Here is a 26,356-nt window from a genome sequence, read left to right as displayed (position 1 = left end):
CCTTTCCTATGGGCCAGAGTGGACTTGGCCCGGTTCACACCCTACATAGGGGCACTAGACCGACGTTTCCATGTTTCTCAGCACGAGGTACCTATGAATTCGCCCATGATACAGCTTCTGGTACTGGCCGCTATTGCCGTGTTCCTGATCCTGCGGCTCAAGAATGTGCTTGGCACACGCACCGGTTTTGAAAAACCGGCCGAGGTCAGCGAGAAACCCGAACGCCCCAGCGGCCCCGCGTTCGAAGTCATCGAAGGTGGCCCTGATCTGGATATCACCGATCACGCGCCCGAAGGGTCCGATACCGCGCTCGCACTGGCCGAGATGAAGCGTGTCGAGCCCTCCTTTGGGGTCAGCGACTTTCTGGGCGGCGCCCGCGGTGCCTATGAGATGATCGTGATGGGCTACGAACACGGTAATCTGGACGAGATCAAACCCTTCCTCTCGGAAGACATCTACGAAAGCTTTGTCGAAGGCGTCGCCGCGCGTGAAGATCAGGGCCTGACCGTGGAAAGCCACTTTATCGGCATCCGCGAGATGGAGCTTGAGAACGCCACGATGGACAAGACCACCAACGAGGCAGAGCTGACGATCCGTTTCGTGGCCGAGCTGACGTCGGTCGTGAAAGACCGCGATGGTGAAATCGTCGAAGGCAGCACGACAGAGGTCAATCGTCAAAAAGACACATGGGTGTTTGCCCGTGTCATGGGCTCGGATGATCCAAATTGGCTGCTCGTTTCTACAGACGGTTAAAACGTGCCTGTGCGGGTGCATTGCTGTGGGCGGGCCTGATGGCGCCGCCCGCTTCTGCGACAGATGTGTCCTATTCGATCCTGTCGTTCGACCAGCTTGAGGGTTGGGAAACCGACGACCACGCCGCCGCCCTGCGCGCGTTTCTGAATACCTGCGGTGATATGAAGGATGTCGATTGGCGCAACATCTGCGCCTATGCCAGATCCGACCCCGATCCGCGCCAGTTCTTTGAACTTCTGTTCCGGCCTGTGTTGATCGAGGACGGAAACGAGGCGATGTTCACAGGCTATTTCGAACCTGAACTTGACGGTGATCTCTACCCCTCCGACCGCTACCGCTATCCGGTCTATGCCATGCCGCCAGAGGCGAAGGCGAACAACCCGTGGCTGACCCGCCGCGATATTCTGGATACCGACGTGATGAAGGGCCGCGGCCTTGAGATCGCCTATGTTGACGACCCGGTCGAACTTTTCTTTCTGCAAATCCAAGGCTCTGGCCGGATCAGGCTGCCCGATGGCAATTATCTGCGTGTGGGTTACCGTGGGGCGAACGGCCACCCGTATCGGTCGATCGGCGTCGAACTGGTGCGCCGCGGCGTCTATGACCCGCATCAGGTAAGCGCAGAGGTGATCAAGAACTGGGTCCGTCGTAACCCTGATGACGGGCGCGAGCTGCTGTATCACAACCCGTCTTATGTGTTCTTTCGCGAGGTCAATCAGGTGCCCGCCGATCAGGGGCCGCTTGGCGCGATGAACCGGTCGGTGACCACCCTGCGCACCGTTGCAGTGGACCCCAAGTTTGTACCGCTCGGCGCCCCTGTCTGGATCGAAAAAGAGGGCAAGGAACCGATGCACCGCTTGATGATCGCGCAGGATACCGGGTCGGCGATCAAGGGCGCGCAACGGGCGGATGTGTTCTTTGGCACCGGCGACAAGGCGGGGCGTGCCGCGGGCAAGCTGCGTGATCCGGGGCGGATGATGGTCCTGATGCCGATCCAGCGCGCCTATGCGCTTTTGCCGGAGCCGCTGCTATGAGCCGCAAGCGTCTGGATAAGGATGATCTATCGCTTTGGAAAAAGGTGACAGAGCGGACGGAAAAGCTTGATGTTGACAAGCTGTTCCGCGCCGAGATTGACGGCACCTCCCCGATCCACGGCCCCGCACCAACGCCGCCGCAAATCCGCAAGCGCAGCTCTGTCGTGATGGGCAAGCCCGATCCCAAGCCGCGGCGAAACACTCATGATCTGATGCCCTCCCTGCCCGATCAACTGCGTCAGGCACCGGTGCAGATGGATTCAAAGGCGTTTGGCAAGCTCAAGCGCGGCAAGATGCGCCCCGAAGGGCGGATCGACCTTCACGGCATGACGCTGGACCGCGCGCACCCTGCGCTGACCAAGTTCATTCTGGGCTCGCATGCCAAGGGGCGGCGCCTTGTCTTAGTGATCACCGGCAAAGGCAAGATGCGGGACGAAGGCGGCCCGATCCCCGTGCGCCACGGTGTGCTGCGTCATCAGGTGCCGCAATGGCTGTCGATGCCGCCGCTGTCGTCAGCGGTGCTTCAGGTCAGTCAGGCGCATATCAGCCACGGCGGCGGCGGCGCCTATTACGTCTATCTGCGGCGTCACCGTTAAGCCGTGACAAGCGCGACCAACCGCTTGCGATAGCGCAACACCCCGACAGTCGCCATGATCGCGGCCACGGCATAGTAGATCGCAATCGGGATCATCTGCTGCGGGAAATCAACGCCCAGATCAATGAAAAGCCCCGTCACACCCGGCCCGATGGCCGACCCGAACACCATCAGCGCGGCGCCCACGGCCTTGATCGACCCGATATAGCGCGTGCCATAGAATTCAGCCCAGAAAACAGAGGTCGCGGTGGCCTGCATCCCCTGCCCCACGCCAAAGATCATCAACCCGACACCCGCCATCGCAATCGTATCGGCAAAGGCGAGCACGGCGAAAGACAGCGCAAAAGGCAGCATTTGCACCGGCGTGACCCGCGTCACGCCAAACCGGTCAATTGCCCAGCCCGACACAAAGGTCGAGACTACGGATGTCACCGTATAAAGCGGCATCAGCGCGACAAAGCTGACCAGCTTCCAGCCCTTCACTTCTGTCAGATGGACCTGCTGAAAGAACAGCGCCGTCCCCCAAGCCGGAGGACCGATCACCAGCGGGATCATCAGCCAGAACAACCCGTGACGGATCATCTGCATCCGCGTCCAGTGCTGCCCGTCCATCCCCGCCGATTGCGTGCTTTGCGCCATGGATTGCGGCGTACGCTCTTGCCGCAGCAACAGCAGCATCACCGGCATGGTGATCAGCACCAAAGCGGCGGCCAGCACCCAAAGGCTGCGCCAGTGAAAGCTTGCGAAAAGGGCGACGAAAACGACAGGCAAAATCGCCTGACCCGCCGCAAAGCCCATAGACGATAGCGACAGCGCCTTGCCCCGTGCGGCTTCGAACCAGCGCACCATGGCCACGGCCCCAAGCTGAGACATCATCCCCTGCCCGGTCAGACGCAGCGCATAGATGACAAAGATCAGCGCGATCCAGTTCGGCACAGCGGCCATCGCCAGACAGGCGCCCGCCAGCGCGACCATTACCCAGAATGACAGCCGACGCACCCGAAACCGGTCTGTCAGCACACCCGCCCAGATCATCGTGATCGCCGAGAGCGTCGTGCCGATGGTATAGATCCCGCCCCATTGACCGTCAGACAGCCCGAAACTGCCCTTAATCTCGCCCGCGAAAAGCGAGATGAAATAGGTCTGCCCATAGGCCGAGGTAAATGTCAGCAGGAAACCCGCCAACAAGAACACCCAATTGGCGCGGATAAATCTGAAGTATGCCATGCGCCATCATTCTCAGGCGCATGGCAGATTGAAAAGCCCTAAAGAACGTAGCGTGACAGATCGGTGGATCGTGTTAGTTCGCCCAGGTTCTTCTCGACGAAATCGCCGTCGACGGTGATCTTTTCGCCGGTGCGATCCGGCGCGCTGAACGACAGCTCTTCAAAGACACGCTCCATCACGGTGTAAAGCCGCCGCGCGCCGATATTCTCGATCGACTGGTTTACGTCAGCGGCAATCTTGGCCAGCGCCTTGATACCTTCGTCGGTGAATGTGACCTCGACCTCTTCGGTGCCCATCAACGCGGTATATTGCAGCGTCAGCGCATTGTCGGTCTCGGTCAGGATGCGAACGAAATCATCCTCCGTCAGCGCGCGCAGCTCGACGCGGATCGGCAAGCGGCCCTGCAATTCGGGCAACAGGTCGGACGGCTTGGCAATATGGAAGGCACCCGAGGCGATAAACAGGATGTGATCCGTTTTCACCGGTCCGTGTTTTGTCGATACGGTGGTGCCTTCGATCAGGGGCAGCAGGTCGCGCTGCACGCCTTCACGGCTGACATCGCCGCCACGCGCGTCAGAGCGGGCGCACACCTTGTCGATCTCGTCCAGAAAGACGATGCCGTTCTGCTCTACCGCTTCGATCGCGGCGCGGTTGACGGTCTCGTCATCCAGCAGCTTGTCGGCCTCTTCGCTGATCAGCACCTCGTAGCTTTCGGCGACAGACAGACGTTTCTTGACCGTCCGGCCGCCCATGGCTTTGCCAAACAGATCGCCAAGGTTCATCATCCCCATACCGCCGCCGGGTTGCCCGGGGATATCCATGGCCGGAAACGGGCTAGAGGTATCGGCGACTTCAAGCTCGATCATCGTATCGTCCAGCTCGCCCGCTTTCAGCTTCTTGCGGAACATATCGCGGGTGCCTTCGCGGGCGTCCTTGCCCGCAATCGCGTCAACAACGCGTTCTTCGGCGGCCTTGTGCGCGCTGACCTTCACGTCTTCGCGCATATATTCGCGGGTCATGACGATGGCGCTGTCTACCAGATCACGGATGATCTGTTCCACATCGCGGCCGACATAGCCGACTTCGGTGAATTTCGTCGCCTCGACCTTGAGGAAAGGGGCCCGCGCCAGTTTTGCCAAGCGGCGGCTGATCTCGGTCTTGCCCACGCCGGTGGGCCCGATCATCAGGATGTTTTTGGGGTAGACTTCGTCGCGCAGATCATCGCCCAACTGCTTGCGGCGCCAGCGGTTGCGCAGCGCCACGGCAACGGCGCGTTTGGCGTCGTTTTGGCCGATGATAAAACGGTCAAGTTCAGAGACGATTTCGCGGGGGGTCAGATCGGTCATTGTGTGATTTTCTCCACCGTGAGGTTACCATTGGTATAAACGCAGATGTCCGAGGCGATCTTCATCGCATCCCGCGCGACGGTTTCGGCGTCGCGGTCGCTGTCCATCATGCCGCGCGCCGCGGCCAGCGCGTAGTTCCCGCCCGACCCGATGGCCGCAACAGAATGTTCAGGCTCCAGCACGTCGCCCGCGCCGGTGATCACCAGCAGCTCGCGCCCGTCTGACACGATCAGCATCGCTTCGAGCTTTTGCAGGTATTTGTCGGTGCGCCAGTCTTTGGCAAGCTCGACACTGGCACGCGCCAACTGCCCGGGCGTGGCTTCAAGCTTGGCTTCAAGCCGTTCCAACAGCGTGAAAGCATCAGCGGTCGATCCGGCAAAGCCCGCCACAACGTCAAACCCGCCGGGGCTGAGCCGGCGCACCTTGCGTGCGGTTCCTTTGATCACGGTTTGGCCAAGGCTGACCTGACCGTCGCCCGCGATCACGACTTCGCCGTCTTTCTTCACACCGATAATGGTGGTCCCGTGCCAGCCGGGGAATTCTTGCTTTGACATGTAGCCTCCATAGTTCAAACCTATATGAAAACCCCGCCGCTGTTTCGCAAGGCTAATGTCCCGAAAGGATTTGAATGCCACCGGTAGAAGACCTGAAAACCAAAGGATTTCAGATATTTGAGGGATTGGCGGCCAAGGCAGGGATTGCGCCCGAAACCTGTACCTGCGGGGCCGAGTGGATCAAGGATGACAGCAACCAGCGCCAGATCGTGCAGCGCTATGACGGGCGTGACGGGGGCTCTGTCGTGCTCAAGCACGTGGCCCGTCCGTGGGATACCGACAGGTTCACCGCGATGCTTGCGGCCCATAAGGCTGCCTGTGACGCGCTCGACGGCGTGCCCGGCTATAGCGTGCCACAAATCCTCGCGGCGGACCCGGGCCAGCAGGCCTATCTGATGCGCTTTGCCAAGGGCGATACGTTTCTGGACCTGTGCCGCCAGAGAGAGGATCACGCCCCCTTGCTGCGACGGGCGGGCGGCTGGCTGGCGGCGTTTCACGGGGCGACTTTGCGGGGCACCCATCCGTTTCAGCCGCGGTTCATGGTCAATCACCTGCACCGTCTGGTGGCGCGTGTTGAAAGCGGGGCGCGTCGGATCAACGGCAAGCAACGTTTTGCAGACTATGCGGGCCGTATCGCGGAATACGCGCCGCAGGCCCAAGGGCACGCGGGCCAGATCGCGGCGAAACACGGCGACCTGAACGGGTATAATCTGGTGATGGCGCCCGAAGAGACTGCAGCGTTCGATTTTTCAGCGACCACACCGTCGCCCGTGGGCTATGACATCGCGCGGCTGCTGCAAAGCTATACCCAGATGGTCGGCGACCTTGACGCCTTGCCCAAAGGCCATAGCGTTCCGCCCGCCGCCTGGGATGCGTTCTTTGAAGGATACACGCTGGTGCCGCCCGATGACCCCACGGTGCACTTCCTGACGCGGGTGCAGATCCTGACCGACTGGAACCGGATCCAAGAACATGGATCTATCGCCAATGTCATGCGGTTCGAGCGGATCAAAAAAATAGCGCGCCAAGCCTTTGCCTGACGCGCCATTGAATGTGCTTGCTGCGGGTTCGGCAGCTTAGATCGACTCTTCGATCCAGCCTTGCAGCGCTGCCTTGGGGCGGGCGCCGGCCAGGTTCGATACGACTTCGCCGTTCTTGAAGATGAACAGGGCAGGAATGCCACGGACACCCATCTGGGCGGGGCTGTTGGGGTTTTCGTCAACGTTGACTTTGACGATCTTTACCTTGCCGTCCATCTCGGAGGAAAGTTCCTCGAGCGCGGGGCCGATCTGCTTACAGGGGCCGCACCACTCAGCCCAGAAATCCACCACAACGGGGATATCGGAATTCTTAACTTCTGCGTCGAATGTTGCGTCTGTGACTGCGACGGTTGCCATGTTGCTGCTCCTGCACGGGGTTGGTTAGAGTGGGAACCTATGTAGCCCCATGCGTCCCGTCAAGATCGCGCACCCGCGATAGGGCGTTTGTGATCAGCGCGTCGGGCAGTTCCATCAGCGTGGCGGTACGGGTCCATAAAATAGCGGTGCGGATGCGGTGATCGGGAAACACCTGCGCCAGCGCGGCGGCATAGGCCCCCATCTGGCGCAACAGCCCTTCGGGGCAGCGATCAGGCGTATCGGGTACCACGCGGTTGGTTTTGTAATCCACCAGCAATACATCCGTATCCGACACCAGAAGCCGGTCGATTGTCCCGTGCAGCCGTTCGGTGCCCAAGGGCGCGGTGATCGGTACCTCTGCCAAGGCGTCCTTGCCAAAGACATGGGCCAGTTCGGGCGTATCCAAGACCGCGATCGCCTCTCTCAAGGCGGCTTGGGCGACGGTTTCGTCATACCCCTGCGCCAGCGTGTGCAGCACCCCGTTCCAGCGGTCGCTGTGCATCATGGGCAGGGTTTCCAGCATCTTATGTACCAGATTGCCGTAGGATTTCGCAGCATCTTCCGATTGGCCATCATCGCCGGGCAGGGCCTTGGCACCGCCCAGCTCAGAAGGGGCCAGCGTTTTGGCGCGCAGTGGGATATCGGTTAGGGGTGTGTTGAAAACAGGCTCTAACACTGGCGTGGTATGGGTTTTGGGGGCGGTGTCGATCACCGGCAGCGCATCCCAGTCGCCATGTTCAAACCGCATCCCGCCCGAGCTGCCGACCGGCTTGGCACCGGCTTGACCCATCGCGGCACCGACCATCTGATACCAGCTGTTGCCATCCTTGGGCAGCTCTCCCGCCGCGGCCACGATCAGCCATTTTTCGGCCCGCGTCATCGCCACATAGAGCAGCCGCAGCCGTTCGGCCATCTCGCGCGCCTTGCGGTCGTCCAGCGCGCCACGCATGGCAGCGGGCATATCCCCTTCGGACAGTTTCCACACGGGCGTGTCACCGATCTTGATGATCTCGTCCCGGATCACCAAAGGGCGTTTGCCCGTGTCCGGCAGGATCACGATCGGCGCCTCAAGCCCCTTCGCCCCGTGCACGGTCATCACCCGCACCTGATCCGAGGCGTTGTCGATCTGGCGCTTGATCTCGAGGTCGTCGGTCTGCATCCACACCAGAAACCCCGTGAGGCTGGGGATCGCGCCGCGTTCATACGATAGCGCCTGCGAGAGCATGGCGTTGATCCCGTCCTCTGCCTCTGACCCCAGCCGTGCCAGCAGCTTGCGGCGCCCGTCATGGCGGGTCAGGATACGTTCGATCAGGTCATAGGGCCGCAGGAAATCGACCTGCGCCCGCAAATCTCGGAGGATCGCAACGGTTTCAGGATAGGCATCGCTGCTGCGCAAGGCCTGCCACAGGTGATCTTCCTTGCGGTAGTGAGACAGGGTGAACAACATCTGCTCTGTCCACCCGAACAGAGGCGATTTCAGCGCCGTCGCCAGCGACAGGCTGTCTTCGGGCGTGGCAAGGAACGACAGCAGCGCCGCCAGATCCTTGACCGCCAGTTCGGCCCCGACCTTGAGCCGGTCCGCGCCCGCAATCGGCACACCGGCGGTTTTGCACGCGCGGATGATTTCCGAGAACAGATCACTGCGCCGCTGCACAAGGATCAGAAAGTCACCCGCCCGAATACGCCGCCGCGCAAAGGCACCGGGGGTATCGGTATCGACGGGAAGATAATGTTCGCCCTCGGTCAGTTCCTTGATCTGCGACGCGACCTGATCGGCCAGAACGACTGTATGGTGATGCGCCGACTTCTGATCGACAGGATCGGACCATTCACGGTCATCGGGTTCGTCGGTTTTCTCGACCACGGGCCAAAGATCAACACGGCCGGGCAGGGCGGATTTGAACGCCTTATGCGCCGCATCCGCCTGAAACCCTGCATCCGTATGCGGGGCGAGCGTTGTATCCACCAGTTGCAGGATCGCCGAGGACGATCGGAACGAATATTCAAGACTGCGCCGTTGAAAGATCTGACCCGCTTGGGTGATTTTCTGTTCGAACAGATCCTGTTTGTGATCAAACTCGCGCGGGTCGGCCCCCTGAAAGGAATAGATCGACTGTTTTTTATCGCCCACAACGAACAGCGTGCGGTCTTCCTCTTCTCGGGCACCGTCGCCGCTGTAGAATTCATCCGCCAGCCGTTCGATCACATCCCATTGGCGCGGGCTGGTATCCTGCGCTTCGTCCACCAGAATATGATCAATGCCACCGTCGATCCGATAAAGCACCCAAGCTGCGACCGCAGGGTTGGTTAGCAGCGCCCGCGCCTTGAGGATCAGATCATCAAAGTCGAGCCAGCCGCGTTTCTGTTTCTCGTGGGCATAGATTTCAAGGAAACGATGCGCGAATTGATGCAGCACATGGGTCTTCTGCGCCGCCCGCAGCGCCAGCCGCGCGTCACGGGCATCTTCGACCCGCCGCATCAGGTCATCGACCTGCGGCATCAGATCAAACAGCAGCTTTTGCGTCGGTTTCGTGGGCAGGCTGCCGACCTTGGCGGTAAAGGGTTCCTTGGCACCCGCACCGGTCAGCATCACGTCTTCCAGAACGGGCAGGGCAGAGATATCCATTGTCTGGATCGTCGCCAGCTTTTCCGCCGCTTTGCCGTCCAGCCCGCCCTTGGCCCGCATCGGCGGGATCATCTGTTCAAGGATCATCGCCTCTGATCCCAGAAACACCGAAGTTGTGATCTTGTCCTCGGTCAGGTCGGCGGGCTGATCGAACAGCGCCAGCACATCTTCCCATGACAGCACAGTGGCAAAGCCTTCGCGCTGCCCGACGATACTGCGGGTGAGCTTGCTGAAGTCCTCGCCGGTGTACATCCGCGCCAGCGTGGTGATCAGCGCGGCATCCTGCCCCTCGGCCATGGTGTCCACGATCTCGGCCCGCAGCAGATCGGCGGCGCGGTCTTCGATTTCGGTGAACTGCGGGCTGACCCCTGCTTCTAGTGGAAAGCGCCGTAATAGAGACGCACAGAACGAATGGATCGTCTGGATTTTCAGCCCGCCGGGGGTTTCGATGGCGCGGGCAAACAGGGTGCGGGCCATGCGCAGCTTTTCGGGGGTAAAGCCATCCTCGACCCCCAGCTCCGACAGTGAATGACGCAGATCGGCGTCGGTCAGCATGGCCCAGGCACCGAGCCGTTTGAACAGCCGGTTCTGCATCTCTGACGCGGCGGCCTTGGTGTAGGTCAGACACAGGATATGCTGCGGTTCGACCCCGTTCAGCAACAGCCGCGCCACGCGGTCGGTCAGCACGCGGGTCTTACCCGACCCCGCATTCGCCCCCAACCACGTAGAGGCATCGGGCCGCGCCGCGTCGATCTGGGCGCGGGTGGCGTCGTCAAAGGGGGCGGTCATGTCAGATCCTCCGGCGTGGGTTCGGTCGTGGCATCCCATTCGCCAAACCGGGCCAACTGGTCATAATCGCCCGCGAAATCGGTGGTTTTTACCATCCGGCGCGCGGTAAACCCCTGTTCATCCGACAGGTAGCTGGTGATCAGCGCGTGCAGCTTGGCCAGCACCTCGTGCGGGGGCTCATCCTCAAGCGGCGCTGGGCGTTCCACCGGTTTGCTGCCAAGCCCGATATAGGCGGCTTGGGCAACGGGGGCGGGGCCGATTTCTTTAAACCCGCCTTCCTCGACCATCGCGGCTTCGAGCAGCAGCTGCTTATCAAAGGCTTTCTGCTCGGCCACACTGGGCGGTGTGCCGGTCTTGTAGTCATAGATCAGAATATCGCCATCTTCGGTCCGGTCGATCCGGTCGGCAAATCCCATAAGGGTAAACCCCAGATCGGGGAAATCGTGACTGCCCTTGGCGCCTTTTTCAAAAGCGGCGGGGGTGGAATAGCTTTGTCGGTGCAATTCGTTTTCGATGAACCAATCGGCAATCCGTTCGATCTTGGTCAGCCACATGACGCGCGCGGCGGGCCAGGGGGCTTCGGCCTCTAACACGGTGCGGGCAGTCTCTAACAAGTGGCTTTTCGTCAAAAGCGCAGGCTCCGCTGTCACCGATTTGATGAACCGTTCCATGATCTCGTGCACGATGATGCCGCGCACAGGCGCGTCTGGCGATTGCACCAGCGGGTTCAGCGCACGCAGTTTCAGGCTGTGTTTTGCATAGATCGCATAGGGGTCGCGGATCAGGCGCTTGATCTCTGTCACGGACAGCGCGTGGGGGCGTGCGGCACGGGGCGGGCGCGGCGACGGGCGCGGCGCGGGGGGCACACGGGTCACGGTTTCCAGCGCGCGGGCCTGATCCAACCAGTGGTCGCCGCGTTTGATCATCGCCTTCCACGCTGCATCACCGCCCTGCGCGGGCAAGCCATTCAGCAGGTTGCCCAAACGATTCAGCCAGCGCGAAGGCACGGTCTCAGCCTCGTCCGACCGGATCGCGCGGGTCAAACAGACCTCGGGCGCGGCAATGGATTGTTGATAGTCATGGGCCGACAGGCCGATCCGCCGTTCGGGCAGCAGCAAACCGGCCTTCAGGCGCATCTGGCGGTTCAGCCAGGGGTCGGGCGGCGGGGCTTCGGGCCATGTGCTGTCGTTCAGCCCGCCAAGGATCACCAGATCGGCGCCCTGCACGCGGGCCTCTAGCGTGCCCCAGATCATGACGTTGGGATGCGGCGCGTCGCGGTCGCGGATTTCGCCCTGTTGCAGCAGGGCACCCACCAGATCGGTGTAATCCGCCGCCGACATCTCGCCCCCATAGGGCGCGTTTTCGGCAAGATCGTTCATCACCTTCGCCGCCTCTTCGCCCGCGTGATGCTGCCACAACCCGTTGGGCTGGCTTGGCGTGGCACCGTCGGCGATGGCATCGGCCAGCGCCATATGCAGGGCGACCCAGTCTTCCAGCGGCCGGTCGCCGGTGAGTTCGCAATCAGTCAGATGGGTGCCGACCCAGTCGGCCCAGACATCCATTTGCGCGGGGTCTTTCGACCGCGATACCGTCTTGCGCGCCAGTTTCAACACACCTTCCGCATCCGGATAGGGCAGCCCGTCGCGGCGCAGTTGCAGTTCCAGCCGTTGGGTGTTGAGCTGGTGAAAATTGCGATCGCCGCCGCTGTGGGTCAGCGGATGTTTCAGCAGGGTCAGCAAGGCTTCGGAATCCAGCTTGCGCAGGAACAGATCGCCCACGTGACGCAAGAACCGACCCGGAGGCGACAGATGCAGCGGCAGGCCCGCGCTGTCGTCGGGCAGGATGTTCCACCGGTCCAGCGCCGAGGTCACCTGACGCGATAGCATCCGGTCCGGGGTGATCAGCGCGGCGGTTTTGCCGTCCTCGACCGCTTGCCGCAGGCGCAGCGCAATCGCAAGCGCTTCGGCACGCGGGGTGGGGGCCTGTATCAGGGTTAACCCTTCGGTGGCCTGATGCAGATCGGGCAGTTTCGGCCCTTCGGTCAGCCAGACGTGGGTCACAGGGGCAGGGCGCAGGGACAGCGACACCAATGCATTGCGCGCGGCAGAGGGCGGCGGCGTGTCGGTCCAGGCCTCGATCTTGCTGCGCGACATTTCAAGCTGGCGCAGCAGGTCGCGGAACCGGTATTGTGGATGATCCTGCGATATCTTTTCCTGATCCTCGCCCAGATCGGTCCAGACCGCTTGCGGCATGTCGAAACAGAAACCCGGAAGCACAAGCGCGCCTTGCGGCAGCTTTGCCACCGCCTCCATCAGCAGGGCAGAGGTGCCCCGCGATCCGGTAGAGCCTGCGACAATCACCGGATGCCGGGGCGGGTTCTGCTCCCACTCTGCGATCAGGCGCTGTGCGACCTGACGTTGTCGCGCACGCGGATCGGGGCGGGTGACGCTTTCCCCCAGATACTGGTGCGCGATGGCGAGGAACTGTTTCGCGCGTTCCCAATGGCCCGATTGGTCACTGACATCCAGCTCGGTCACGGCCTCGACCGGCACGCCTTCGCCCTGCATTTCGTCGATCAACTGCGCCAGACTGTCCGATAGGTCATAAAGCGATGCGCGCGGGGCCAGTTCAGGCGCTTGATCCAGCAGCTTTGACACCAGCGTAATCAACTCTAACCGGCGGCGTAGAGCAGGACCGGGGCGCGGTAGGTCAACGCCGCTGCCAAGTGTATCAAGGTTGTCGATCAGATGGATGCGCGGCAGTAGGCTGGGCGGGCCCGCGTCAAAAATATCGCGCAAACGCCGCTGCATCCGGCGGGTGTTCACCACCAGATCGATCCGCCCGATGGCATGGGCCGGGTGCCCTTCCAGCCGCGAAAGCAAACCCCGCACCAGTTCCTTGGGGAAGTCGATGCCGGGGGCAAGCCCGAAAACGCGCGGTGCGTCCTGCGGTTCAAACATCGGCGGCGTCCAGCATGTCTTCGGCAAGGGTGATCCCGCCGGGGTGGCCAACATCGCACCAGCCGCCGGGATAGGACAGCCCGTACATCCGCCCGCGGTCCAGCATCACGTCCCACAAGAGGTTGAGCGAGAATGCACGCTCTGAAATCGTCTCTAACAAGTCGGTTTTGATGATCTGCACCCCGCCATAGACAACCCCCGGCCCGCGTTTCAATGCGCCGTCGGTGCCCATCGTAAAGTCTCCGTCGCCGCCATGCCCCACGGCCTGCGCCACCGGCACGCCCATCAGCAGCGCATCCATCCTGTCGGGGTCCCATGCGTCTGCCAGCAAGGACAGCGGGTTGGGGCCCGCCCAGATCGCATCGGTGTTCATCGTAAAGACCGGTCCGTCGCCCAAAAGCGGCAGCGCGTTGCGCAGCCCGCCGCCGGTTTCCAGAATATCGGGCTGTTCCACAATCGTCTGCACGTCGCGCCCTGCCAGATGATCCAGCAGTGCGTCGGGCTTATAGTGCAGGTTCACGACGATCCGCCGCGGCGCGACGCCGCGCGCCAGATCAAGCGCGTGGTCGATCAACGGCTTGCCCGCGACAGGGATCATCGGCTTGGGCTGGTCTTTGGTCAGATGTTGCATCCGCGTGCCGAAGCCGGCGGCAAACATCATCACGGCATCTGGGGCGTGGCGCATCTGGCTTTCAAATCCTTCAGAAAATCGGGGGTCGGCGCGGGGAGGGCGGGACGCAGCACTTTGGCCAAGGGCGCAAGCGCCGGATCATCAAGGTTACGCTGCACATAGCCCCAAACGCGGGGGATGAAATCGACGTAGTGCGCCTTGCCGTCGCGCAGGCAAAGCCGTGCAAAGATCCCCAAGATCCGCAGGTTGCGTTGCAGGCCAAGCAAGGCATAGGCGCTGCGGAAGGCGGCATCATCCTGACCGCTGTGCTGGATGTAATGGGCGATCATCGCCGCCTCGATCTGCGGGGTCACATCGCGCCGCGCATCTTGCAGGATCGACACCAGATCATAGGCGGGGTGGCCCTGCAGCGCGTCTTGGAAATCCAGCAGCCCCACGCGGGCAGAGCCCGTCCGCTCGGGCCGCCACAACAGGTTTTCAGCGTGGTAATCGCGCAGGATGATCACACGGGGGCTATTGTCCAGCGCGCGGGCCAGCGGGGTGAAGAGGGTGTTAAACTCCGCTGCGGCGCCGCTGTCGGGGGCGTACCAGTCAAACACCATCTGCGCCGCCTCTGTCAGCCAATCGGCATCGCAGAGCGGCAGATCGGGGGGCGGGGCCTTGTGCAGGTCCAGCAGACAGTCGGTCGCGGCGGTATAAAGCTGTAGGGTCATCGCGGGCGATTGGACCATCAGCCGCGCAAACAGGTCATCGCCCAGATCCTCGATCAGCAGAAAGCCGTTGCTGGCGTCTTGCGCGTAAATCTCGGGCGCGCTGGCCCCTTGGGCACGCAGCCAATCGGCGATGCGGACAAAGGGGCGCACGTCTTCACCCTTGTCGGCGGGGGCGTCCATCAGCACGGCGGTGCGGCCATCATCAAGGGTGAGACGGTCATAGCGGCGGTTCGATGCGTCCCCGGCCAGCAGATCGCGCCGCGCCTGTGCCCACCCCGCATCGGCAAGGAAGCTGTCCAAGGCAGTCATACGGTCGTTCATTTGCGCCATGCCCCCAGCTTTTCGGGCCATTTATCGTCGTTCCACGTGGCAGAGAGCCGGCGTGTGTCGTCGCCGGTGACCGTCAACGTCAGATCAAGCGCATCTTCGGGGCGCAGATCGCCCAGCCTGTCGGGCCATTCCACAAGGCAGATGGCATCGCTGAACGCATCGGTCAGCCCCAGCTCTTCGATCTCGTAGACAGAGGTCAGACGATACAGATCCGCATGCCAGATCGCGGCGGCGGGGGTGTCATAGGTCTGCACCAGCGTGAAGGTGGGCGAGGGCACGTCTTCGGGCACCGGCAGCAGCGACTGGATCAGCGCCCGCGCGAAATGCGTCTTGCCCGCGCCAACGTCGCCGGTCAGTAAAACAACGTCGCCCGCAGTGAGCGCGCGCCCGAGGGTCACGGCCAATCGGGCGGTTTGGTCTGCGTCATGCAGCGTAAGATCAAGTGCGTGTGATGCCATGCGCCAAGGTTACTTGGGCGTGGTGGTGCGCCGCAAGGCGAAAGCGGGGCGTCAGGCGTCTTGTGGCGGTTTCTCGGCTTCGGGGTTTTCAATCTCTGCCACCGGCTTTTTCGGCTGATGAAACCGGATCAGCGTGGCCCCGTCCACGATGGGGGAAAACAGGCAGGTCAGCTCTGTACCATTGGCAAGATACAGCGGCATGCTCCACTTCATGCGATCTTCGCGGTTGGTCACGAAATCCTCTATCTCTTGCCACAGCAGATTGGGGGCGGACCGGCGGCGCCAGCCCTGAATGGCGTCGTGGATAGAGATATCGGCAAAGGTCATGTCGGGATCGACACCCCAAAGGTCATTATACGCGGTGTTAGAGAAGGTCAGAATACCCGACGACGAAAAGACGACGATGGCATCGTCCAGCGTATCAAGCATCGCCTGCCCCTGTTCCAGCTCTGCCCTGAAGGTGCGGGTCAGGCTGACCTGGGCGCTGATATCCTCTATCAGAAAGGCCGTGGCCCCGTCGGGGTGCGGTCGGCCCTTGACCCGAAAAGTCTGCCCTGACTCAAGCGACCATATCTCTTCATAGCGGCCATCATGGGCGGCGCTGATCAGCTCGGACACGGTGGTGCGCCAGTTGGCATAATCCTTGGGCTCGGGGATTTTGCGCGCCTCGCGCAGCTTGTCGAAGAAGGTCTGGATCGCGGGGCGGGCGCTCAGGAACTGCGCTCCCAATCCGGTCAGGTCGATTAACGCCGGGTTAAACAGCACCAACTGGCTCTTGCGGTCAAATATCGCGAGCCCGATGGACAGCTGCGCAAAGGTCTTGGTCAAGGTTTGCACGAAATTGCGCTGCGCCTCTTCGGCGCGGACCAATGTGGTGATGCAGGTCGCCTGATAGCAGTTGATGCTACGCGATTGGCTGTGGGTGACCGCGTACCAGTCTTTCACCCCCGTGGTCCGGTCGCGCAAGGACAGACGGTGGGTCGCGTTGCTGAAATCGCTGGGAAACAGCCGCTGGGTTTCAATCGCCTGACCGGGGTGACAGGCGTTAAACAACTCGTGATAGGCATCGTTGTACCAAAGCAGTCGGTTTGCATGGTCCGTATGCCAAAGCGGCACCGACACGGTAGAGCGTAGCCGCGTCAGCGTGACCTCTGCCTCTGACCGCAGATCGACGCCCATATCATTGGGGTCCAGCACCACCACGCGGCACAGGTGCTTTTCCCAGGTGATGCGGATCAGCGTGTGAATCTTGGGGTCGGTGGCCGGGACGATCAACTGGCCTTCGGGCGTCGAAGGGGGTTTGTCGGGGAACATCGCGAAGCGACCTGACACGTTGTGATGCAAGTCGGACCATTCGTGAAACCCTGCCTCTAGCGGGCAAAACTGCGCTGTCGTGCCAGAGGCGTGCTGCAATACCCCGTGGTCAAAAAGATAGGACAGCTCGGGCTCCCCCCGCGGATCGGCCTTGTCGGCGGTCTCTGCGTTATCGAGCCAGAGATAGGCGATATAGCCACTCGAAAGAATGGCAAAGATCACGAGCGCAATGTCGAAGGTGGAAGCCACGGCGGGACTCAATTCTTTAGGGTTCCACTCAGTTAAGCGCCCAAATAGTTAACAGTTTATTAACCGCCGTGTGAATGGCCGCGGAAAATCGCCGAGATCGTCTTTGGTGCCCCCTACGCCGCTGCCGCATGGATCACGTGAAGCGCGTGTTCTCTCCGGTGGGCAGGGGCGTTTCGCCGTGATGCGCATCCAGCTTTTCGCGGGGCCATGTGACCTTGACCACCGCACCGACGGGGGTGTCCGTCTTGGGGGCGCTGTCCGGCCCATTGGCAAAGCGAAGCTCCGCACCCGAGCGTTCAAGCAAGGTCTTGGCGATAAACAGCCCCAGCCCCATGCCTTCGTATTCGGGGCGCCGCGCGTTGCTGCGGTCCGAAGGGCGCCGCCGCATGAAAGGGTCACCGATGCGGCCAAGGATATGCGGAGGAAAACCCGTACCATCGTCAAATATCCGGACCGAGATCACCGTGTCAGACCAGTTCGCCTCTACCCAGACTGTTGTGGCGGCGAAATCCACCGCGTTCTGCATCAGGTTGCGCAGGCCGTGGATGATCTCGGGTCGGCGCAGGATCGCGGGCTGGTCGGCGGCGTCCCCGGCATCTGGCCCGAGCGTAAAGGTAAACGTTTTGCCGCGCATCCGGTGGGGTTCGGCGGCTTCTTCAAGCACCGTCATCAAGGGGGCTTGGCGCAGATGCAGATCGTCTTTGCCCGCCCGCCCCATGTCGCGCAGAATATCGCGGCAGCGGTCCGCCTGATCGCGGATCAACGCGGCATCCTCGGCCAGATCGGGCTGGTCTTGCAGTTCATTCCACAGCTCGCTGCTGGCCAGTTTGATCGTGGCAAGGGGAGTGCCCAGTTCATGTGCGGCAGCGGCCACCACGCCGCCAAGGTCGGTCAGCTTCTGTTCGCGCGCCAGCGCCATCTGGGTGGCGGCCAAGGCGTCGGCCATCGAATGGATCTCGGTGGTGACGCGGCGGGAATAGGCGGTAGAAAACACAATCGCGATCACCAGCGCGATCCAGATGCCGAAGATAAAGATGCCCGGCAGCTCAAGCACGCCCCCATCTTGTGTGATCAACGGCAGGTGAAACAGCGCCAGCCCCGTCGCCAGCCCAATGGCTGTGCCACAAAGCACGATGGTCGACCGCAGGCTCAGCGCCGTGGCAGAGATGGTCACCGGCCCCAGCAACAGCAGCGAAAACGGATTATGCAGCCCGCCCGTCAGGAACAGCAGAAAGGCCAGCTGCACCAGATCGAACAGCACCATCAGCAGGTTTTCATACTCAGACAGACGCTTGTTTTCGGGAAACACCAGAATGGCGATCAGATTGCCGATCACCGACACGCCAATCGCGAAATAGCACAGCCCCAGTTCAAGCTGCAGGCCAAAGATGCGTTGCGCGACGGTGATCGCCGTCAGTTGCCCCGCAATCGCCACCCACCGCAGCACGATCATTGTGCGCAGGCGGATCCAGTTGGCGCGCGCGCCCTTGCCCAGGCCTCTACCCACGGGAATGTTAGCGGCCTGCGTCATCGGCGCACCTTTTCAAAATGTCGGTTACGTTGATAAAGGGAAAGCGTAGGTCTGTGTCCGACCGGGATCAAGAGCGCCTAACCGCGCAGGAGAATGAATATGAGAAGAGTGTTGGCAATTGGCGCGGTGTTGGTCGTGCTGGCGTTTCTGGCGGTGTCCCTGATGCTGGTATACCGGACCGATGGCGACAGCGACAAATACGCGCAGTGCAAGAACTCTGCCGTGGCCGGTGGCGCGGAATTGGGCGGGCCGTTCGAGCTGGTGAATGCCCAAGGCCAGACCGTGACGGACGCGGATGTGATCACCGAGCCCAGCCTCGTTTACTTTGGCTATACCTTCTGCCCAGACGTCTGCCCGCTGGATGTGGACCGGAACGCCCGCGCCGTGGATGAGCTGGAGGCGCGTGGTATGTCCGTGACGCCGGTGTTCATTTCTGTCGATCCTGCCCGCGATACCCCTGAAGTTGTTGGAGATTTCGCCGCCAACATGCACCCCAAGATGATCGGGCTGACCGGATCGCCCGCACAGGTCAAAGCGGCAAGCGATGCCTACCGCACCTATTACAAGGCGCATGAGGATGAAGGCGAAGACTACCTCGTGGACCATTCGACCTTTAGCTATCTGGTGATGCCGGGCGAAGGTTTCGTCGATTTCTTCCGCCGCGATGTCCCGCCAGAACAGCTGGCCGACAAGGTCGCCTGCTTTGTGGAACATCAGTAAAAGTTTGACCAAGCTAGGCCACCGCCACATATCTGGATAAAGTCCCGGTACAACATTCAACCAGCGGAGCATGATATGGTTCAGGAAAATGCGCTTGATCTCGGCGAGGATCGGTCCCTCCTTCTGGTGGATGATGACGAACCGTTTCTGCGACGCCTTGCCAAGGCGATGGAGAAGCGCGGCTTTGACGTAGAAACCGCCGGTTCCGTCGCCGCCGGTGTGGCGATCGCCACCGCGCGGCCCGCGGCCTATGCGGTGGTCGATCTGCGGTTGCAGGACGGCAACGGGCTGGATGTGGTCGAGGTGCTGCGCGACAAACGCCCCGATGCGCGGGTTGTGGTGCTGACCGGCTACGGTGCCATCGCCACCGCTGTCGCCGCGGTCAAGATCGGTGCGACGGATTATCTGTCAAAACCCGCTGATGCCAATGACATCGTGAACGCGCTGCTGGCCACGGGCGATGACATGCCGCCGCCACCGGAAAACCCCATGAGCGCGGATCGTGTGCGGTGGGAACATATCCAGCGTGTCTACGAGCTTTGCGATAGAAACGTGTCCGAGACGGCACGGCGGCTGAACATGCACCGCCGGACCTTGCAGCGCATCCTGGCAAAACGGTCCCCGCAGTAACGCGCTACACGTCGTAGCGTTTGCTGATCTTGTCCACGACCTGACCCGAGGCAAGCGAGACCCCTTCGTCATAATGCCAGTCGCGAAATCCGCGGCTTTGATAATAGGTCAGCCCGCCGTGGTTGTCGGCGCGGATCGTGGCGTTGATCCAGACATACCCCAGCCGTGCCGCTGCCTGCGCGGTGGCATCAAACAGCGCGGACCCGATGCCCAGACCGGTACGACCAACCTGCACAAAGCTCGCGATGTCGCAGGCCTCGGGCGGCAGATCGGGGTGCGGGCTGATCCACTGGAACCCCACGACGTTCTCCTTATCGTCCAGCGCCACATGCCACGCGCTTTGATCGGCGTTGCTGGCCATCCATTCGGTCAGATCCTTGCCGGTGACAGCGCGGGTCATCGCGGTGGTACCCCCGATGGTGATGATCTCGTTCAGCAGCTGCGCCATATTGCCGGCATCCAGCGCGATTGGCGGGCGGACCTTGACCATCACAGCGCGCCCAGCAAATCCAGATGCCGCGCGGTGAAGTCATTGCGCGTGTCCACCGGCGGGCGCAGCACAATCGACAGCCCCTCCATCAGATCGGGGTTGGGCCGGCCAAAGAACTTGGACGCCTCGGCCTCCGAGAAACCGGCGATCTGCGTCGCCTCCATCCAGGCGCTGACCTTATCGGCGCGCTTGATCTGCTGCTTGACCGATTTCGGCAGCGCCGCAGGCAGGCCAAAGCGGATATGGATCGCGGACATCAGCCGGTCATCCAGCGCACCATATTCCGGCCCGACCGCCGCCTTCACCGGAGAGATCATATCGCCGATCACATATTCCGGCGCATCATGCAGCAGCGCGGCCAATCGCCACTTTGGCGGGGCCTTGGGGTTCATCCGGCCATAAATCGTTTCGACCAGCAGCGAATGTTCGGCCACGGAATAGGCAAAATCCCCCCGCGTTTGCCCGTTCCACCGCGCGACAAAGGCCAGCCCGTGGGCGATATCCTCGATCTCTATATCGACCGGCGTCGGGTCCAGCAGGTCAAGCCTGCGGCCGGATAACATACGTTGCCATGCACGGGATTGCTGCGCCATTCTATTGCTCTGCCTTTGACACGTGGAACATTTGCGGGTTTCGCCGTGTTCTTCCCACGAAGGAGACGATCATGAAACCTGTTATTTCTGCTCTCACACTCGCACTTGGCCTCGGGACCGTGGCCGCACCCGCAATGGCAAGCGATGTCTGCATGCCCGCGCAAGAGCTGAAGGCGTCGCTGGTGGATTGGTACGGCGAAACGCCGGTTGAAGGCCAGGACGACGGCGCGGTCCAAATCTGGGCTTCGGATGACACAGGCACATGGTCTGCTGTAAAAACCCTGTCGAACGGGATGGCCTGCGTCACCGCGCAGGGCGCAAACTGGATGGCGGGGATGACCACGGACGAGATGATCGTCGCCTCGGCAGAGTAACCGTTTCGTGTGACGCTTGACCGCCACCGTTGAGATCACCGCATCAAAGTGCTACGGCCCTTTTCAAATATACGATACATAGCCGATCTTTTGAAAAAGGATGCCCCGATGGCCAACGATTACATCGTTAAAGACATTAGCCTTGCCGCCTATGGCCGCAAGGAACTTGATATCGCAGAAACCGAAATGCCCGGCCTGATGGCCTTGCGCGCGGAATACGGCGACAGCAAACCGCTGTCCGGTTCGCGCATCGTCGGCTCTCTGCATATGACGATCCAGACCGCTGTTCTGATCGAAACGCTTGTCGCATTGGGGGCCGATGTCCGTTGGGCGTCGTGCAACATCTTCTCGACCCAGGATCACGCGGCGGCGGCGATTGCCGAAGGCGGCACGCCTGTTTTCGCGATCAAGGGGCAATCGCTGGAAGAGCATTGGGATTACCTGGATAAATCCTTCCAGTTCCCCGACGGCCCGAACCTGATCCTTGATGATGGCGGCGATGCGACGCTGTACATCCTGCTGGGCGCCCGTGCCGAAGCTGGCGAAGACGTGATCCCCGTGCCAACGTCGGAAGAAGAAGTCGCGATCAAGGCGCAGATCCAAAAGCGGATGGAGCAATCCCCCGGCTGGTTCACCAAGATGCGCGACCAGATCAAGGGCGTGTCCGAGGAAACCACCACAGGTGTCCACCGTCTGTATGATCTGGTGAAGCAAGGACAGCTGCCCTTCCCCGCGATCAACGTCAACGACAGCGTCACCAAATCCAAGTTCGACAATAAGTACGGCTGCCGTGAATCGCTGGTCGACGGTATCCGCCGCGCGACAGATGTGATGATGGCCGGTAAGGTTGCTGTCGTCTGTGGCTATGGCGACGTTGGCAAAGGCTCTGCCGCGTCGCTGGCCGGTGCCGGTGCCCGCGTGAAAGTGACCGAAGCCGACCCGATCTGCGCGCTGCAAGCCGCGATGGACGGGTTCGAGGTTGTCCTGCTGGAAGACGTGCTGGACAGTGCCGACATCTTCATCACCACCACCGGCAACAAGGACGTGATCCGCATCGAGCATATGCGCGAGATGAAGGATATGGCGATCGTTGGCAACATCGGCCACTTTGACAATGAAATCCAGGTTGCCGCGCTGAAGAACCACAAGTGGACCAACATCAAGGAACAGGTCGACATGATCGAGATGCCTTCGGGCAACCGTCTGATCCTGCTGTCCGAAGGCCGTCTGCTGAACCTCGGCAACGCGACCGGTCACCCGTCCTTCGTCATGTCCGCGTCTTTCACCAACCAGGTGTTGGCGCAGATCGAACTGTGGGAAAACACCGGCAAATACGAGAACAAGGTCTATATCCTGCCCAAGCATCTGGACGAGAAAGTCGCTCGTTTGCACCTTGATCGTATCGGCGTGAAACTGACCCAGCTGAGCAGCGAACAAGCCGCTTATATCGGCGTCACACCCGAAGGCCCGTTCAAGCCCGAACACTACCGCTACTAAGCCGGTTCATACCGTCTGACAGAACGCCGCCTTGCAGGGATGCAGGGCGGCGTTTTTTGTGGGTCAGCTGCCAAGCGCGAAGCGTTCGACCTCGTGAAAACGCCCCTGTGCGTCCTCGCCACAAAGCGTCAGACTATCGATGGTGAATGGGGCAGGGGTATAGGACCCTAAATAGCGGTGCAGAGCCGTCTTTACGGGGTCGATCTGATCGGGCGCAAGCGGCCCGGTGAGGGTGATGTGAAAGCGGAAATACTCCATAATATGGGGGTATCCGTAGGTTTTGAGGTAGATCCGCTGCTGATCGGTCAGATAGGGGGCGTTCTTGCGCGTGAACTCCGCCTCTGACAGCGGCGCGCGGAAGGCGTCCAGCACCACATTGGCAGAGGCCGCAAGACTGCCAAGCGCGGTCGTGTCGCCCTGCGGCACCAGCGCCAGAAACCGCCCGATCTGCGACAGGGCCAGCCCATCCAACTGCACCGGCGCTTGCCCTTTGCAAAAGGCGGCGAGGCCATCGGTCAGCTGTGCCGCGCTGGTGGCGTCGGCCAGAAAGAACGGCGCCTTGACCGTCCCGTGTAGCCCGTATTTGCGTGGTCTTTGGGTCAGCTTGGCAATATCAAGCCCCGCGATATCGGGATGTGCGACAGCTTCGCCCGCCTGCACATCCCAACCCAACCAGGCCGCGCCCCGCCGGGCGAAATCCCCCGGCGGCGGCGTATAGTAAATGGCGTAGCGTTTGAACATCTTGGGCCCCCTTATCGGTCAGCCTAGACCCCTAACAGCGCCATGTAACAGCTTAAAGATAGCGGTTAACCAGATTTTCCAGCGCTTCCTGACGGCCCGAGGCGGGCTGCGGGTTCAGCGCATCGGCTTTGACCTGCGCGTTGATCGTCTCCAGATCGCTGCTCAGCAAGCCTTGGCCGCGTTCAGAGGCCCAACCGGCATAGCGCGCGTCACGCGCCGCTTCGAGCTTGCCATCCTCCAGCATCGCGGCGGCGGCTTTCAGGCCCTTGGCACAGACATCCATCGCACCGACATGGGCCAAAATCAGATCCTCGGCGTCCAGCGACTGGCGGCGCAGTTTGGCGTCAAAGTTGGTGCCGCCGGTGGTGAAACCGCCCGCTTTCAGCACTTCGTAATAGGCCAGCGCGACTTCGGGGACGGAATTGGGAAACTGGTCGGTGTCCCAGCCTGACTGGTAATCGTTGCGGTTCATGTCGATCGACCCGAAAATCCCAAGCGCCGAGGCCATGGCCAATTCGTGTTCAAACGAATGCCCGGCAAGAATGGCGTGACCCTGTTCGATGTTCACCTTCACCTCGTTCTCAAGCCCGTAATCCTTGAGGAAACCATAGACGGTGGCAACGTCGTAATCATACTGGTGTTTGGTCGGTTCCTGCGGTTTAGGCTCGATCAGGATGGCACCTTTGAAGCCGATCTTGCGGGCGTATTCGACGGACATCTGCAAGAAACGCCCCGCCTGTTCGCGTTCGCGTTTCAGGTCGGTGTTCAGCAGCGTTTCATAGCCTTCGCGCCCGCCCCACAGCACATAATTCTCGCCGCCCAGCTTATGGGTGACGTCGATACATTCCTTCACCGTCGCGGCGGCATAGGCAAAAATATCGGGGTCGGGGTTGGTGGCAGCACCCGACATATAGCGGCGGTTGGAAAACAGGTTGGCCGTGCCCCACAGCAGCTTGGTGCCCGTCTGCTCCATCTTTTCGCCAAAGTAATCGGTGATCTCGTGCAGCCGCGCGGTGCTTTCGGCAAAGGTATCGCCCTCGGGACGGACATCGGCGTCGTGGAAGCAGAAATACGGCTGACCGAGGATCTTGAACATATCAAACGCGGTGTCAGCCTTGGTGCGGGCGGCGTCCATCGTGGTGTCGAACCACGGGCGCAGGAAGGTCTGACCGCCAAAAGGGTCGCCGCCTTCCCATGCGAAACTGTGCCAATAGGCGACGGCAAAGCGCAGATGCTCTGCCATCGTCTTGCCCATCAGCATCTCGTCGGGATTATAGCTGCGATAGGCGAAATCGTGGTCCGCTTGCGGGTCGTAAGAGATCGTCGGGATGCCGTCGAAAAAGCTGGTCATGGGGATGGTCCTTCTTGTCTTAGCGCAAATGTTTTACGGCGCTATACGTGTCTGAATATCGGGCGTGGGCCTCTGAAAAGGCATCTACCAGGGCTGGAACAGGCTCTATCACGCGGGAAAGGGGGGGTGGCACGGCGATCTCGGCCCCGGCACCGGTGGCGGCCATACGACCCAAGCGCGCAGCCCCAAGGGCACCGCCAAAGTCACCCGCGGCGGGCAGCTGGATCGGCATGTTCAGCGACGTTGCAATGGCCGACAGCCAGTAGTCGGATTTAGACCCGCCACCGACGGCAATCAGGCTGTCGATCCGCGTGCCGGTTTGCCGCATCGCGTCGAAACTGTCGCGCAGGGCGTGGGTGACCCCTTCCAGCACCGCGCGGGTCATGGCGGCGCGGTCGGTGTTATGGGCCAGATGCAGGAAACCGCCCCGGATATCGGCGTCGTTATGGGGCGTCCGCTCTCCGCCCAGATAGGGCATAAAGATCGTGCGGCCGGGGGCCTGCAACGCGCCCAGATCAGAGGTGAGCGTCCGCGCGTCCTCGTTCAACACACCGGCCAGCCAATTCAGCGAATCCGTGGCCGACAGGATCACCCCCATCTGGTGCCACAGGTCCGGCAACGCGTGGCAAAAGCTGTGCAGCGCGCTTTCAGGTGCTGCGGCATAGCCCGGCGTCGCGGCAAACAGCACGCCCGAGGTGCCAAGCGAGACGAACGCCTGCCCCGGTTTCACCACACCCATCCCGATGGCCGAGGCGGCATTATCGCCGCCGCCCCCCGCAACGGGGATCCCCGCAGGTAGGCCCAGTTGCGCAGCGATAGAGCCGCTTAGATGCCCTGATACCTGCGATCCTTCGACCAGTGATGGCATCTGCACTCGCGTCAGGCCGGACCTTTCCAGCAAAGCGTCGGACCAGTCGCGCGCGCCGGTATCCAGCCAGCTTGTGCCTGCGGCATCCGACATCTCTGAAACGGCGTCGCCGGTCAGCCAGAAGCGCAGCGCGTCCTTGGGCAGCAGCACCTTGTCAATGCGGGCGAAAATATCGGGCTCATGGTCGCGCACCCATTCCACTTTGGGCGCGGTGAAACCGGGGAACACAATGTTGCCCGTGACCGCACGCCAGAGGGGATCAGCATCCATCGCGGCGGCCTGTGCCGCGGCGCGGGTGTCGTTCCACAGCATGCAGGGGCGCAGCGGCGTGCCCGCACCATCCAGCAGGGTCGCGCCATGCATATGCCCGCTAAGCCCGATGCCCTGCACAGCGGCCAGATCAACCCCCAGCCCCGCAATCGCATCGGCGCAGGCGGTGAACCAATCGCGCGGGTCCTGTTCGACCCAGCCATCGTGGGGGCGCGACACCTGCAAGGGTGCCACGCTTTCCGCGATGATGTTTTCCGCGTCGTCCACCAGCAGGGCCTTCAGCCCAGAGGTGCCCAGATCAAGCCCCAGAAACAT

Annotated in this window: 24 protein-coding genes; 8 read left to right on the top strand and 16 right to left on the bottom strand. The window is 61.6% G+C overall.

Features of this window, described 5'->3' with window-relative positions; translation table 11 throughout:
• The first annotated feature begins 93 nt into the window (after positions 1-93).
• The 3 genes from AADW22_RS01880 to AADW22_RS01870 are packed head-to-tail and all read left to right on the top strand — an operon-like array spanning position 94 to position 2,383.
• Positions 94-753: a Tim44/TimA family putative adaptor protein gene (locus AADW22_RS01880; RefSeq protein WP_005850752.1), complete on the top strand. Its 660-nt coding sequence runs from the start codon at positions 94-96 to the stop codon at positions 751-753.
• A 38-nt stretch (positions 754-791) separates the two neighbouring features.
• A complete protein-coding gene (locus AADW22_RS01875; protein ID WP_064217232.1) occupies positions 792-1,787 on the top strand; it encodes a murein transglycosylase A in 996 nt (331 codons plus the stop codon).
• The gene (locus AADW22_RS01870) at positions 1,784-2,383 is read left to right on the top strand and encodes a Smr/MutS family protein (RefSeq protein WP_243250937.1); all 600 of its coding nucleotides are present in this window, start codon (positions 1,784-1,786) and stop codon (positions 2,381-2,383) included. Before AADW22_RS01875 ends, AADW22_RS01870 begins: the two co-directional genes overlap by 4 nt.
• Here AADW22_RS01870 and AADW22_RS01865 read toward each other — a convergent pair.
• Genes AADW22_RS01865 through hslV form a run of 3 tightly spaced genes read right to left on the bottom strand, consistent with a single transcriptional unit; the run spans position 2,380 to position 5,509 of the window.
• Positions 2,380-3,609, bottom strand: coding sequence for an MFS transporter (locus AADW22_RS01865; RefSeq protein ID WP_407474136.1), 1,230 nt, complete (start codon positions 3,607-3,609; stop codon positions 2,380-2,382). The two genes, AADW22_RS01870 and AADW22_RS01865, sit on opposite strands and share 4 nt — an antisense overlap.
• Positions 3,610-3,647: 38 nt before the next feature.
• Positions 3,648-4,955, bottom strand: a complete 1,308-nt coding sequence (gene hslU / locus AADW22_RS01860) for an ATP-dependent protease ATPase subunit HslU (protein WP_009825703.1) — start codon at positions 4,953-4,955, stop codon at positions 3,648-3,650.
• Positions 4,952-5,509: an ATP-dependent protease subunit HslV gene (hslV, locus tag AADW22_RS01855; RefSeq protein WP_005850743.1), complete on the bottom strand. Its 558-nt coding sequence runs from the start codon at positions 5,507-5,509 to the stop codon at positions 4,952-4,954. Before hslV ends, hslU begins: the two co-directional genes overlap by 4 nt.
• 74 nt (positions 5,510-5,583) lie before the next feature.
• Here hslV and AADW22_RS01850 point away from each other — a divergent pair, with 74 nt between their 5' ends.
• Positions 5,584-6,549, top strand: coding sequence for a phosphotransferase family protein (locus AADW22_RS01850; protein WP_407474135.1), 966 nt, complete (start codon positions 5,584-5,586; stop codon positions 6,547-6,549).
• Positions 6,550-6,585: 36 nt separating this feature from the next.
• Here AADW22_RS01850 and trxA read toward each other — a convergent pair whose 3' ends face one another.
• From trxA to regB, 8 genes are all read right to left on the bottom strand, one after another.
• Positions 6,586-6,906, bottom strand: a complete 321-nt coding sequence (trxA, locus tag AADW22_RS01845; RefSeq protein ID WP_005850739.1) for a thioredoxin — start codon at positions 6,904-6,906, stop codon at positions 6,586-6,588.
• A 37-nt stretch (positions 6,907-6,943) separates the two neighbouring features.
• Positions 6,944-10,321 (bottom strand): double-strand break repair helicase AddA, encoded by a 3,378-nt coding sequence (addA, locus tag AADW22_RS01840; protein ID WP_407474134.1) that lies wholly within the window; start codon positions 10,319-10,321, stop codon positions 6,944-6,946.
• Positions 10,318-13,281, bottom strand: coding sequence for a double-strand break repair protein AddB (addB, locus tag AADW22_RS01835; protein WP_407474133.1), 2,964 nt, complete (start codon positions 13,279-13,281; stop codon positions 10,318-10,320). Before addB ends, addA begins: the two co-directional genes overlap by 4 nt.
• Positions 13,274-13,966, bottom strand: a complete 693-nt coding sequence (locus tag AADW22_RS01830) for a nucleotidyltransferase family protein (protein WP_260004364.1) — start codon at positions 13,964-13,966, stop codon at positions 13,274-13,276. Before AADW22_RS01830 ends, addB begins: the two co-directional genes overlap by 8 nt.
• Positions 13,942-14,955 (bottom strand): aminoglycoside phosphotransferase family protein, encoded by a 1,014-nt coding sequence (locus tag AADW22_RS01825; protein ID WP_407474132.1) that lies wholly within the window; start codon positions 14,953-14,955, stop codon positions 13,942-13,944. The genes AADW22_RS01830 and AADW22_RS01825 overlap by 25 nt, the downstream gene beginning before the upstream one ends.
• On the bottom strand, positions 14,943-15,413 hold the full coding sequence (tsaE, locus tag AADW22_RS01820) for a tRNA (adenosine(37)-N6)-threonylcarbamoyltransferase complex ATPase subunit type 1 TsaE (RefSeq protein WP_407474131.1): 471 nt from the start codon (positions 15,411-15,413) through the stop codon (positions 14,943-14,945). Before tsaE ends, AADW22_RS01825 begins: the two co-directional genes overlap by 13 nt.
• 51 nt (positions 15,414-15,464) lie before the next feature.
• A complete protein-coding gene (locus tag AADW22_RS01815; protein ID WP_407474130.1) occupies positions 15,465-16,976 on the bottom strand; it encodes a PAS-domain containing protein in 1,512 nt (503 codons plus the stop codon).
• A 133-nt stretch (positions 16,977-17,109) separates the two neighbouring features.
• Positions 17,110-18,507, bottom strand: a complete 1,398-nt coding sequence (gene regB, locus AADW22_RS01810) for a sensor histidine kinase RegB (RefSeq protein ID WP_243250930.1) — start codon at positions 18,505-18,507, stop codon at positions 17,110-17,112.
• Between the two features lie 99 nt (positions 18,508-18,606).
• On the opposite strand from regB, the gene AADW22_RS01805 reads away from it, so the two are divergent.
• Both AADW22_RS01805 and AADW22_RS01800 read left to right on the top strand, forming a co-directional pair.
• Positions 18,607-19,227 (top strand): SCO family protein, encoded by a 621-nt coding sequence (locus tag AADW22_RS01805; RefSeq protein WP_181358622.1) that lies wholly within the window; start codon positions 18,607-18,609, stop codon positions 19,225-19,227.
• Positions 19,228-19,302: 75 nt separating this feature from the next.
• The gene (locus tag AADW22_RS01800; protein WP_037942457.1) at positions 19,303-19,857 is read left to right on the top strand and encodes an ActR/PrrA/RegA family redox response regulator transcription factor; all 555 of its coding nucleotides are present in this window, start codon (positions 19,303-19,305) and stop codon (positions 19,855-19,857) included.
• A 4-nt stretch (positions 19,858-19,861) separates the two neighbouring features.
• On the opposite strand, the gene AADW22_RS01795 is transcribed toward AADW22_RS01800, so the two are convergent.
• A complete protein-coding gene (locus AADW22_RS01795; protein WP_407474129.1) occupies positions 19,862-20,347 on the bottom strand; it encodes a GNAT family N-acetyltransferase in 486 nt (161 codons plus the stop codon).
• Positions 20,347-20,940 carry an HD domain-containing protein gene (locus tag AADW22_RS01790; protein ID WP_037965663.1) on the bottom strand — a complete coding sequence of 198 codons (594 nt, stop codon included), beginning with the start codon at positions 20,938-20,940 and terminating at the stop codon, positions 20,347-20,349. The genes AADW22_RS01795 and AADW22_RS01790 overlap by 1 nt, the downstream gene beginning before the upstream one ends.
• 71 nt (positions 20,941-21,011) lie before the next feature.
• Between AADW22_RS01790 and AADW22_RS01785 the strand changes: the two genes are divergently transcribed.
• Together AADW22_RS01785 and ahcY are read left to right on the top strand one after the other, a co-directional pair.
• A complete protein-coding gene (locus AADW22_RS01785; RefSeq protein WP_005850714.1) occupies positions 21,012-21,314 on the top strand; it encodes a hypothetical protein in 303 nt (100 codons plus the stop codon).
• A 108-nt stretch (positions 21,315-21,422) separates the two neighbouring features.
• Complete coding sequence (ahcY, locus tag AADW22_RS01780; protein ID WP_407474128.1) at positions 21,423-22,811, top strand: adenosylhomocysteinase; 1,389 nt, start codon at positions 21,423-21,425, stop codon at positions 22,809-22,811.
• Positions 22,812-22,874: 63 nt separating this feature from the next.
• On the opposite strand, the gene AADW22_RS01775 is transcribed toward ahcY, so the two are convergent.
• From AADW22_RS01775 to xylB, 3 genes are read right to left on the bottom strand one after another with little or no spacing between them, the layout of a single operon-like run.
• A complete protein-coding gene (locus tag AADW22_RS01775; RefSeq protein WP_407474127.1) occupies positions 22,875-23,552 on the bottom strand; it encodes a DUF1045 domain-containing protein in 678 nt (225 codons plus the stop codon).
• Positions 23,553-23,604: 52 nt separating this feature from the next.
• A complete protein-coding gene (xylA, locus tag AADW22_RS01770; RefSeq protein ID WP_407474126.1) occupies positions 23,605-24,903 on the bottom strand; it encodes a xylose isomerase in 1,299 nt (432 codons plus the stop codon).
• Positions 24,904-24,922: 19 nt separating this feature from the next.
• Positions 24,923-26,356: a xylulokinase gene (gene xylB / locus AADW22_RS01765; protein WP_407474125.1), complete on the bottom strand. Its 1,434-nt coding sequence runs from the start codon at positions 26,354-26,356 to the stop codon at positions 24,923-24,925.

Origin of the sequence: Sulfitobacter sp. PM12, from assembly GCF_045586035.1 — a bacterium.
Lineage (GTDB): Bacteria > Pseudomonadota > Alphaproteobacteria > Rhodobacterales > Rhodobacteraceae > Sulfitobacter > Sulfitobacter pontiacus.
This window is presented reverse-complemented; position numbering and strand designations above follow the sequence as displayed.